General features: G+C 69.1%; 9 protein-coding genes and 2 tRNA genes. 9 read left to right on the top strand and 2 right to left on the bottom strand.

Features of this window, described 5'->3' with window-relative positions; translation table 11 throughout:
• From ABD912_RS12450 to ABD912_RS12440, 3 genes are read left to right on the top strand one after another with little or no spacing between them, the layout of a single operon-like run.
• Positions 1-417, top strand: coding sequence for a hypothetical protein (locus tag ABD912_RS12450; protein ID WP_345151167.1), 417 nt, complete (start codon positions 1-3; stop codon positions 415-417).
• Positions 418-458: 41 nt separating this feature from the next.
• The gene (locus ABD912_RS12445) at positions 459-932 is read left to right on the top strand and encodes a ribose-5-phosphate isomerase (RefSeq protein ID WP_345151166.1); all 474 of its coding nucleotides are present in this window, start codon (positions 459-461) and stop codon (positions 930-932) included.
• Entirely contained in the window at positions 933-1,847 is a 915-nt protein-coding gene (locus ABD912_RS12440; protein WP_345151165.1) for an Fpg/Nei family DNA glycosylase, read from the top strand. It begins immediately after the preceding gene.
• Positions 1,848-2,044: 197 nt separating this feature from the next.
• On the opposite strand, the gene ABD912_RS12435 is transcribed toward ABD912_RS12440, so the two are convergent.
• A tRNA-Gly gene (locus tag ABD912_RS12435) sits at positions 2,045-2,115 on the bottom strand.
• A 180-nt stretch (positions 2,116-2,295) separates the two neighbouring features.
• On the opposite strand from ABD912_RS12435, the gene ABD912_RS12430 reads away from it, so the two are divergent.
• From ABD912_RS12430 to ABD912_RS12405, 6 genes are all read left to right on the top strand, one after another.
• Positions 2,296-2,370: transfer RNA gene (locus tag ABD912_RS12430), tRNA-Pro, on the top strand.
• A 92-nt stretch (positions 2,371-2,462) separates the two neighbouring features.
• Complete coding sequence (tig, locus tag ABD912_RS12425) at positions 2,463-3,833, top strand: trigger factor (protein WP_345151164.1); 1,371 nt, start codon at positions 2,463-2,465, stop codon at positions 3,831-3,833.
• Positions 3,834-4,098: 265 nt separating this feature from the next.
• Positions 4,099-4,692 carry an ATP-dependent Clp protease proteolytic subunit gene (locus ABD912_RS12420; RefSeq protein WP_345151336.1) on the top strand — a complete coding sequence of 198 codons (594 nt, stop codon included), beginning with the start codon at positions 4,099-4,101 and terminating at the stop codon, positions 4,690-4,692.
• Positions 4,693-4,728: 36 nt separating this feature from the next.
• Entirely contained in the window at positions 4,729-5,388 is a 660-nt protein-coding gene (locus ABD912_RS12415; protein ID WP_345151163.1) for an ATP-dependent Clp protease proteolytic subunit, read from the top strand.
• Positions 5,389-5,557: 169 nt separating this feature from the next.
• Entirely contained in the window at positions 5,558-6,850 is a 1,293-nt protein-coding gene (gene clpX / locus ABD912_RS12410) for an ATP-dependent Clp protease ATP-binding subunit ClpX (protein ID WP_345151162.1), read from the top strand.
• 118 nt (positions 6,851-6,968) lie between these two features.
• A complete protein-coding gene (locus tag ABD912_RS12405) occupies positions 6,969-7,583 on the top strand; it encodes a DsbA family protein (protein WP_345151161.1) in 615 nt (204 codons plus the stop codon).
• 700 nt (positions 7,584-8,283) lie between these two features.
• Here the strand turns inward: ABD912_RS12405 and valS are convergent.
• Complete coding sequence (valS, locus tag ABD912_RS12400) at positions 8,284-10,914, bottom strand: valine--tRNA ligase (RefSeq protein ID WP_345151160.1); 2,631 nt, start codon at positions 10,912-10,914, stop codon at positions 8,284-8,286.
• Positions 10,915-10,935 lie beyond the last annotated feature (21 nt).

Below are 10,935 nucleotides of genomic sequence, written 5' to 3'. Positions count from 1 at the left end.
TTGAACAATGAAACGGATTCTCTCACCCCGGCGGCCCCGGCAACAGCCCGCCATGCCGGGGCCGGGCCGAAACCTGCCGCCCGCCGGACCGGGGCCGCCTCCAGCGTGCGGGCCCCGAGATGGATCCAGGTGGTGCTGGCGCTGCCGATTGTCCTCGTCGCCGTGATGATGGTGGCCACCGGCGAATGGGGGGCCTTGGCCGTGCTGGTTCCGGTCGTGGCCAACGTGGCCGCGGCGGCACTGCTCCTGCGCGGCACCGTGGTGGCCGGCGACGACGGCGTCCGGGTCTGCGGCGGCGGCCCGGCGCTGGTGGTGCGCCGGCGCAGCGGATCCGACCGGATCTACAGCGTCGCCACCCGCGAGGACGCCCAGCGCATGGCCGCGCTGCTCAACCGCCGGGCGGGGAAGAACCAGTAGGCTGGTCAGCGACATTCACCCCCTTCCCCCGAGGATTCCCCATGCGCGTCCACATCGCCACCGACCACGCCGGGCTCGAGCTCAGCGCCCACCTTGTCCGGCACCTGACCGCCAACGGCCACGAGGTCATCGACCACGGCCCCACCGCCTACGACCCCGAGGACGACTACCCGGCGTTCTGCATCCGTGCCGCGCTCGCCGTCGTCGCCGACCAGGCCGCCGGCACCCAGGCGCTCGGCATCGTGCTCGGCGGTTCCGGCAACGGCGAACAGATCGCCGCCAACAAGGTCAAGGGCGTCCGCGCCGCGCTGGCCTGGAACCTGGACACCGCACGCCTGGCCCGCGAGCACAACGACGCGAACGTCGTCGCACTGGGCGGGCGCCAGCACAGCCTCGAGGAGGCCACGGAACTGGTGGACGCCTTCCTGGCCGAGCCGTTCAGCGACGCCGAGCGCCACGTGCGCCGCATCGGCAAGATCGCCACGTACGAAACCACCGGGGAGATCGTCGACTAGATGCCGGAAGGACACTCCGTCCACCGCCTGGCCCGGCAGTTCGCCGACGTCTTCGGGGGCCAGGCGCTGGCCGTCTCCAGCCCGCAGGGCCGTTTCGCGGCCGGCGCGGCCCTGATCGACGGCGCCCGCCTGGCTTCCTCCGAAGCCCACGGCAAGCAACTCTTCCTCGGCTTCGACAACGGGCTGCTGCTGCGCGTGCACCTGGGCCTGTACGGGGCGTGGGACTTCGGTGGCGACGGCACCTTCCGCGGCGCCTCCAGCATCGGCGCGCCGCGCAGGATCGGCGAACGCGAGGCGTACGACGGCGCCGCGCCGGCCCCGTACGGCGGCCCGCCCGCCCCGACGGGGCAGGTGCGCGCCCGGCTGGTGTCCGAGCACGGCTGGGCCGACCTGCGCGGGCCCACCGCCTGCGAGGTGCTCACGCCCGCCGAGGCGTCGGCGGTGCGCGCCAAGCTGGGGCCCGACCCCCTGCGCCCGGCGGATGCGGCGTGGGAGGACGGCGGGCCGGAGGAGTTCGTCCGGCGCCTGCGCAAGCGCTCGGTCATCCTCGGCACCCTGCTGATGGACCAGTCGGTGGTGGCCGGCGTCGGCAACATCTACCGCGCCGAGGCGCTGTTCCGCCAAGGCCTGGACCCGTGGGCGCGCGGCCGCGACTTGGGCCCCGGGCAGGCCCTGGAGCTGTGGGAGGACCTCGCCGCCACCATGGCCGACGGCGTGCGCCAGGGGCGGATCATCACTACCCGGCCCGCGGACCGCACGGATTCCTCGGCCCCGCTGTGGCCGGACAACGCCCACTACGTCTACCAGCGCCAGGGCCGGTCCTGCCGGGTGTGCGCCGTCCCGGTGGCCGTCACCGAACTGGCCGCGCGCAAGCTCTACTGGTGCCCCGGCTGCCAGGGGACCGGCCCGCGCTGAGCCGGCGGCCGGACGCACGGGACGCGCCGGCGTCGTGCCCTGCTGCGCATCTGGTGCATGCCCATGCGTCGGATGCGGTCGACGCGTCGGCATGCACGCGACGCAACGTCATGCACGGTACGGGACCGGCCGGCGCCGTGCCGTCCCGCAACGCGCGAAGGGCCCCGATCCTGGTGGATCGGGGCCCTTGGGTGCGGAGGGGATGACGGGAATCGAACCCGCGTAATCAGTTTGGAAGACTGAGGCTCTACCATTGAGCTACATCCCCGCAGCCGTTGGGAAACCCCCGCGGCGACGTTGAAAACTCTAGCAGTCACGCCGGAGGACGGGCAAATTGGGGCAGGTCCGGCCGGGGTTTGGCGGCCGCGGGCCGCCGCGCGGGGCGGACGTTGCGCGGATGATTAGTCGTTGGGGCAGGGTTTTGCATACACTGGCACCTGCACTAATTCGGGGTGTAGCTCAGCTTGGCTAGAGCGCGCGCTTTGGGAGCGTGAGGTCGCAGGTTCAAATCCTGTCACCCCGACTCTGAATGAAAACCCTTGCCACAGGTCGTTTCGGTTTTGGCGGGGTGCCGTCCAGACCGTCAACGATTCAGACAATCAGGAGAACTACGCCGTGAAGAGCGCCGTCGAAAACCTCACCCCGACCCGGGTCAAGCTCACTGTCGAGGTTCCCTTCGAGGAACTGAAGCCGGGTATCGATGCGGCCTACAAGACCATCGCCGGCCAGATCCAGGTCCCGGGCTTCCGCAAGGGCAAGATTCCGAACCGCCTGATCGACCAGCGCGTCGGCCGCGGCTACGTCCTGGAGACCGCCATCAACGAGGGCCTGAACGGCTTCTACCAGCAGGCCGTCACCGAAGCGGAGATCATCCCGCTGTCCCGCCCCGAGGTGGAAATCACCGAGGTTCCCGGCGCCGAGGCCCCCGAGGGCGAGGGCCAGCTGGCCTTCCAGGTCGAGATCGACATCCGTCCGTCCATCGAGCTGCCGGAGTACGCCGGCCTCGAGGTCACCGTTGACGCCGTCGAGGCCTCCGACGAGGACGTCGAGAAGGCCCTCGAGGACCTGCGCGGCCGCTTCGGCACGCTGAAGACCGCCGAGCGCCCGGCCGCCGACGGCGACTTCATCACCCTCGACCTGGCCGCCTCCGTCGACGGCGAAGAGATCGACGCCGCCCAGGGCCTGTCCTACCAGGTCGGCTCCGGCACCATGCTCGAGGGCCTGGACGAGGCCGTGACCGGCCTGTCCGCCGGCGAGGACGCCACGTTCGAGACCAAGCTGGCCGGCGGCGAGCACGCCGGACAGGACGCCCAGGTCAAGGTCGCCGTCTCCGCCGTCAAGGAGCGTGAGCTTCCGGAAGCCAACGACGACTTCGCCCAGCTGGCCTCCGAGTTCGACACCATCGCCGAGCTGCGCGAGGACCTGGCCAAGCAGGCCGCCGAGGGCAAGCTGATGGAGCAGGGCGTCCAGGCCCGCGAAAAGGTCCTGGAGAAGCTCGTCGAGCTGATCGAGGTTCCGGTTCCGGAATCGATCGTCACCGAGCAGGTCGAACAGCACTTCGAGCAGGGCGGCCACGGCGAGGGCGAGCACGACACCGAGGAGCACCGCGCCGAGGTCAAGGAAAACACCGCGAACGCCTTCCGCAACGAGGTCATCCTCGACGCCGTTGCCGAGAAGGAAGAGATCGGCGTCGCCCAGTCCGAGCTCATCGACTACATCGTCCAGACCGCCGGCCAGTACGGCATGGACCCGAACCAGTTCGCGCAGATGCTCGACGGCGCCGGCCAGGTCCCGATGATCGTCGGCGAGGTGCGCCGCCGCAAGGCGCTGGCCAAGGTCCTCGAGCTGGCCAAGGTCACCGACACCGAGGGCAAGGAGATCGACCTGAGCACCTTCGTGCGCCCGGCCGGCGAGTCCGCCGCCTCGGGTACCTCCGCCTCCTCGGCTTCTTCGGCCTCCTCCGCCTCCGCGGCGTCGGCCGAGTAGCCAAGCGTTGCCGCGCGGCCCACGCCGCGCAACTGCGGGGCCGTCCTTCGGGGCGGCCCCGCAGCCGTTTAAGCGCACGGCGGACGCGGCGGGGCGGGGGTATGCGCCGTCAGCGAACAGCCCGACGTCGCGCCCCCGGCGGTGCGTGTCAGGCAGTAGTCTCATCAGCAGAAAGAGCGCTTGAAAGCCGCAGGCCGACGGTCCGCGGAACAAGGCACCACGGAGAGGTATTCGAAGCATGTCCCATGAATCCCGCACCCCCACGATGGCGTCGGTCGACCCGGCCAGCCGCGAGGACTACATCTACAACCGGCTCCTGAAAGAGCGCATCATCTGGTTGGGTTCCGAGGTTGCCGATTCGAACGCCAACGCGATCTGCTCCCAGCTGCTCCTGCTCTCCGCGGAGGACCCGGAGAAGGACATCTACCTCTACATCAACTCCCCGGGCGGCTCCATCACCGCCGGCATGGCCATCTACGACACCATTCAGTACATCCCGAACGACGTCGTGACCGTTGCGACCGGCCTGGCCGCCTCGATGGGCCAGTTCCTGCTCTCCTCCGGCACCAAGGGCAAGCGCTACGCGACCCCGAACGCGCGCATCCTCATGCACCAGCCCTCCGGCGGCATCGGTGGCACCGCCTCCGACATCCGCATCCAGGCTGAGCTGATCCTGCACATGAAGAAGGTCATGTCCGAACTGACGGCCGAGCAGACCGGCCAGACCGTGGACGCCATCCTTCGCGACAACGAGCGCGACAAGTGGTTCACCGCCGAGGAAGGCCTGGACTACGGCTTCTTCGACCACATCGCCCAGAACTCGGGCGCCGTGTCCGGCGGCGGCGGCGTCGCCCAGTAGCCCACGGTCCAGAGCACAGATTTCCCAGGAGACACGATGAACTTCACCCCCTCCGGCACCGCCGGACAGATGCCCAGCTCCCGCTACGTGCTGCCGCAGTTCGAGGAGCGCACCCCCTACGGCTTCAAGCGCCAGGACCCGTACGCCAAGCTCTTCGAGGACCGCATCGTTTTCCTCGGCGCCCAGGTCGACGACGCCTCCGCGGACGATGTCATGGCGCAGCTGCTGGTCCTGGAGTCGATGGACCCGGAGCGCGACATCACGCTCTACATCAACTCCCCGGGCGGCTCCTTCACGGCCATGACCGCCATCTACGACACCATGCTGTTCATCCGCCCCGAGGTGCAGACGGTGTGCCTGGGCCAGGCCGCCAGCGCCGCCGCGGTGCTGCTTGCCGCGGGCGCCCCCGGCAAGCGCCTGGCGCTGCCGAACGCGCGCGTGCTGATCCACCAGCCGGCCATGGGCGGCGGAGAGCGTGGCACGGCCACCGACCTGCAGATCCAGGCCGAGGAAGTCATGCGCATGCGCACCTGGCTCGAGACCACGATCGCGGGCCACAGCAACCGGCCCCCGGAGCAGGTCGGCCAGGACATCGAGCGTGACCTGTACATGACGGCCGAAGACGCGAAGGCCTACGGGCTGATCGACGAGGTCCTTGTGCCGCGCAAGATGAAGACGCAGGCCATCTCCGGCTAGCTCGGCCCGCACCCGGGCCTCGGGGCGGGCGGCCGGCGGACACGAAACGTGCCGCGGGCCGCCCGACCCGGGAAACTGTCAGCCATCTGGCCTACAGTGGGAAGAAGTCATGTGGCGCGAACCCGCACCGGGGCCGCGCACCAAGCACCAGATAAAGGGGTCGGACACGATGGCACGCATGGGTGAAAGCTCGGATCTGCTCAAGTGTTCCTTTTGCGGCAAAAGCCAGAAGCAGGTCCGCAAGCTGATCGCCGGCCCCGGGGTCTACATCTGCACCGAATGCATCGAGCTGTGCAACGAGATCATCGACGAGGAGCTCGCCGAGGTCGAGGAGGGCGCGGAGTTCGAGCTGCCCAAGCCCCGCGAGATCTTCGACTTCCTGCAGGAGTACGTGATCGGGCAGGAGGGCGCCAAGCGCTCGCTAGCCGTCGCCGTGTACAACCACTACAAGCGCATCCAGGCCGGGAACGGGCCGAAGACCTCCGGCAGCCTCGGCGACTCGCACCCGCTCGACGAGGTCGAGGTCGCCAAGTCCAACATCATGCTCATCGGTCCCACCGGCTGCGGCAAGACCTACCTTGCCCAGACCCTGGCCCGGCGCCTGAACGTCCCCTTCGCCGTTGCCGACGCCACCGCGCTGACCGAGGCCGGGTACGTCGGCGAGGATGTCGAGAACATCCTCCTCAAACTCATCCAGGCCGCCGACTACGACGTCAAGAAGGCCGAACAGGGCATCATCTACATCGACGAGATCGACAAGATCTCGCGCAAGAGCGAGAACCCCTCGATCACCCGCGACGTTTCCGGCGAGGGCGTCCAGCAGGCGCTGCTGAAGATCCTCGAGGGCACTGTCGCCTCGGTTCCTCCGCAGGGCGGACGCAAGCATCCGCACCAGGAGTTCATCCAGATCGACACCACGAACGTGCTGTTCATCGTGGCCGGCGCGTTCGCGGGCCTGGAGGAGATCATCGGATCCCGGGCAGGGCGCAAGGGCATCGGTTTCGGCGCCCCGTTGACCGCGCTGCGCAGCGATGCGGTCTCCTACGCGGACGTCCGCCCGGAGGACCTGCTCAAGTTCGGCCTGATCCCCGAATTCATCGGCCGCCTGCCGGTGATCACCACAGTCGAGAACCTCGACCGTCCGGCCCTGATCCAGATCCTGACCGAACCCCGCAACGCCCTGGTGAAGCAGTACCAGAAGATGTTCCGCATCGACGGGGTGGACCTGGCCTTCGAGTCCGACGCGCTGGAGGCGATCGCCGACCTTGCGCTGGACCGGGGCACCGGGGCCCGTGGCCTGCGGGCCATCCTCGAGGAGGTCCTGGGCCCGGTCATGTTCGAGCTGCCCGGCCGCGACGACGTCGCCGAGGTGGTCATCACCTCAGAGGTCGTCACCGGCGGCGCGACGCCCACCCTGATTTCCCACGAGGTCCGCGACAAGCGGCGGACCAAGTCGGCCTAGAACCCGTCGGCCTGGAACCCCTCGGTCCGCCACGCCCGATCCGTCCGGCACACCCCGTGCGGGGCGCTGCATCCGCAGCCTTTCGCCCGGTTCCACCACCACCAGCCCAGGAGGCCCCGTGTCCGATTCCACCCGCGTCGATTTCTGGTTCGATCCCGTCTGCCCGTTTGCCTGGGCGACTTCGCGTTGGATCCTCGAGGTGGAGAAGGTCCGCCCGATCGACGTGGACTGGCACGTCATGAGCCTGTCCGTGCTGAACGAGGGCCGGGACCTGCCGGAGGAATACCGCACGAAGATGGACCAGAGCTGGGGCCCGGTGCGCGTGATCATCGCGGCCGCCGAGGAGCACGGCGCCGAGGTCATCGGGCAGCTCTACACGGCCATGGGCACCCTCATCCACCAGGACGAGGTTGCCGACCGCGCCGAGGTCATCGCCCGCGCCCTTGAGACCGTTGGCTTGCCGGCCGAACTGGCGGCCGCGGCTGAGACGGACCTTCACGATGACGCGCTGCGCGCCAGCCACGAGAAGGGGATCTCCCAGGTCGGCGAGGACGTCGGCACGCCGATCGTTTCCCTCAACGGCACCGCCTTCTTCGGTCCGGTCATCACACGCGTCCCCAGCGGCGAGGAAGCCGGGAAGGTCTTCGATGGCGCCGTCGCACTGGCCGAATACCCGCACTTCTTCGAGATCAAGCGCACCCGCACCGAGCGCCCGGCCTTCGACCTGAGCTGACGCCCGCGGCCGGCCCGCTTCCCCGCGGCATCTTGGCGGGGAAGCGGGCCGCAGGGGGCAAGACGGCGGGTCAAGTAGGTTCCCCCACAAAGGCAGCGGCGCTCTGATGGTCCGCGGCACAGCATTGGCCCCAGGGCCTTGCGGCGCCCCTGCCCGGGGTGCACACTATCAATACGCATCCCCACAAGATGCGGGAACGAAAACCAAATCTCCAGTGACGGAAACGGGACTTCCTCCCCGGACCGGCCGCCCGCAACGAGACGGTAAGACCTGACAGAAATGGATTTCGTTCGGTTGGAAGTCATCGTTGCCAACTGACCAAGATGAGTCGAAGCCCCTCCGACGGCAAAACGCCGAAGGGGCTTCCCCTCGTTAACGCCCCTTTTCCGGGAAAAGTGGCGCCCAACGAAAAGTGACGCGTTAGTGCGGGTGTTCCCGAGAATCCTGACGCGTAGGTGCGGGTCCACCACGGAATTTTGCTACCTCGCAGGCAGTCCCCGCTGGATTTTGCTATCTCCGAGGCAGTGTGTGCGAAATTCTGTGCAGGGCAGACAACGCGGGATCCTTGCCGGCGGGCCCGCCGGCGCAAAATCCCGTGGGAACTGCCTCGGTGATAGCAAAATCCTGGGACGGGCGGCTTGGGACAGACGAAGGAGGCCGCCACACCCGGACGGGTGTGGCGGCCTCCTCGCATCGGCGCCTACGCCTGGGGTGCCGGCTCCTCGGCCGGGGCCAACTCGATTTCGGCCACCGTGAGCTCGCCCTCCCCGGCCACCAGGACCAGGTCGCGGGCGTTGCCGGCGGCGAGCAGGTCGCCGAGGCCCTCGCGGAGCCGGGCCAGCTGCGCCTCCGGCGCGGTCACGACGCCGGTGAGCACCTCGGTGCGCTGCTTCACCTTGGCCTCGGATTTGGCCTTGCGGATGCCGCCCAGGGCCAGGCCGACCGCCGGGAGCACCTCGACGTCGGCGCCCTCGACGGCGTCGGCCAGGTTCTCCGCCGTCGGCCAGGCCGCGCGGTGCACGGACCCGGAACGCCACCAGCCCCAGACCTCTTCGGTGGCGAAGGGCAGGAACGGGGCGAACAGGCGCAGCACGGAGTCCAGCGTGGTGGCAAGGGCCGCGAGCACGGAAGCCTGCTCGGCCTCGCCGCGCGCGCCGTAGGCGCGGTCCTTGATCAGCTCCACGTAGTCGTCGGTGAAGGACCAGAAGAACGACTCCGCGATGGAGAGGGCGCGGGCGTAGTCGTAGGCCTCGAAGGCGCGGCTCGCCTCCCCGATGACCTGCTCCAGGCGGGCCAGCAGGGACTTGTCCAGGCCGTTGGTGACCACGGAGGCGTCACCGGCCAGCACGTTGTCCTCGGTGGCTCCGAGGTTGAGCACGAACTTGGACGCGTTGAGCAGCTTGATCGCCAGGCGGCGGCCGATCTTCATCTGCGCGATCTCGTAGGCCGTGTCCGCGCCCAGCTTGGCCGAGGCGGCCCAGTAGCGCACCGCGTCCGCGCCGAACTCGTTGAGCACGTCGGTGGGAACCACCACGTTGCCCTTGGACTTGGACATCTTCTTGCGGTCCGGGTCCAGGATCCAGCCGGAGATCGCCGCGTGCTTCCACGGCGCGGTGGCGTGCAGCGCGTCGGCGCGCACGGCGGTGGAGAAGAGCCAGGTGCGGATGATGTCGTGGCCCTGCGGGCGCAGGTCGAACGGGAACACCTTCGCGTAGAAGTCCTCGTCACGGCTCCAGCGGCCCACGATCTGCGGGGTCAGCGAGGAGGTGGCCCAGGTGTCCAGCACGTCGGCGTCACCGGTGAAGCCGCCGGGCACGTCGCGCCGGGACTCGTCGTACCCGGCCGGCGCATCGGCGGCCGGGTCCACCGGCAGCTGCTCGTCGGAGGGCAGCAGCGGGTTGTCGTAGTCCGGCTCGCCGGAAGCGTCCAGCGGGTACCAGACCGGGATCGGCACGCCGAAGAAGCGCTGGCGGGACACCAGCCAGTCGCCGTTGAGGCCGGAGATCCAGTTCTCGTAGCGGCTGCGCATGAACGCCGGGTGGAAGTCGATCTCCTGGCCGCGGCCGATCAGGCGGGCGCGGCGCTCCTCGTCGCGGCCACCGTTGCGGATGTACCACTGGCGGGAGGTGACCACCTCGAGGGGCTTGTCACCCTTCTCGAAGAAGTTGACCGGGTGCGTGATCTTCTTCGGCTCGCCGTCGAGCAGGTCCGCCTCGATGAGCAGCTTCACCACGGCCTCCTTGGCGGAGAACGCGGTCTTGCCCGCCACCTCGGCGTACGCGGCGGCACCCTCGGCGGTGGTGATCCACTCCGGGGTTTCGCCGAGCAGGCGGCCGTCGCGGCCGATGATCGCGCGGGTCGGCAGCTGCAGCTCGCGCCACCAGGTGACGTCGGTCAGGTCGCCGAAGGTGCAGACCATCGCGACGCCGGAACCCTTGTCGGGCTTGGCCAGCGGGTGCGGGTACACCTCGACCTCGACGCCGAACAGCGGGGAGGTCACCTTCTTGCCGAACAACGGCTGGTAGCGCTCGTCGTCGGGGTTCGCGACCAGGCCGGCGCAGGCGGCCAGCAGCTCGGGACGGGTGGTCTCGATGAAGACCTTGGTGCCGTCCTCGGCGAAGAACGGGTAACGGTAGTAGGCGCCGGGCATCTCCCGGTCCTCCAGCTCGGCCTGGGCCACCGCGGTGCGGAACGTGACGTCCCAAAGCGTCGGGGCCTCGGCCATGTAGGCGTCGCCCGCGGCCAGGTTGGCCAGGAAGGCGCGCTGGGAGACCGCGCGGGAGGTGTCGTCGATGGTTCGGTAGGTCATGTCCCAGTCGACGGACAGGCCCAGGGTGCTGAACAGGTGCTCGAAGACCTTCTCATCCTCGACCGCGAGCTGCTCGCACAGTTCGATGAAGTTGCGGCGGGAGACCGCGTCCCAGTCCCGCTGGTTCTTCGCCGGGGCGGCCGGGGGCTGGTAGCCGGGGTCGTAGGCGATCTTCGGATCGCACCGCACGCCGTAGAAGTTCTGCACGCGCCGCTCGGTCGGCAGGCCGTTGTCGTCCCACCCCATGGGGTAGAAGACGTTCTTGCCGATCATGCGCTGGTAGCGGGCCAGCACGTCGGTCTGCGTGTAGGAGAACATGTGCCCCACATGCAGGGAGCCGGAGGCGGTCGGCGGGGGAGTGTCGATGGAGTAGACCTGCTCGCGCGTGGTGTCCGCGTTGAACTTGTAGGTCCCCTCGGTGCGCCAGCGCGCGCTCAGGGTCTCCTCCAGACCCTCCAGCGCCGGCTTGTCGGGAACGTTGACGGTTGCGGGCGTGTCTGTGCCCGGGATCTGTTCAGCCATGGGTTCCATTCTTCCATGGGG

The organism is Arthrobacter ginkgonis (genome assembly GCF_039540195.1).
Lineage (GTDB): Bacteria > Actinomycetota > Actinomycetes > Actinomycetales > Micrococcaceae > Zafaria > Zafaria ginkgonis.
The sequence above is the reverse complement of the archived record's forward strand: the minus strand, read 5'-3'. Positions and strand labels throughout refer to the sequence as shown.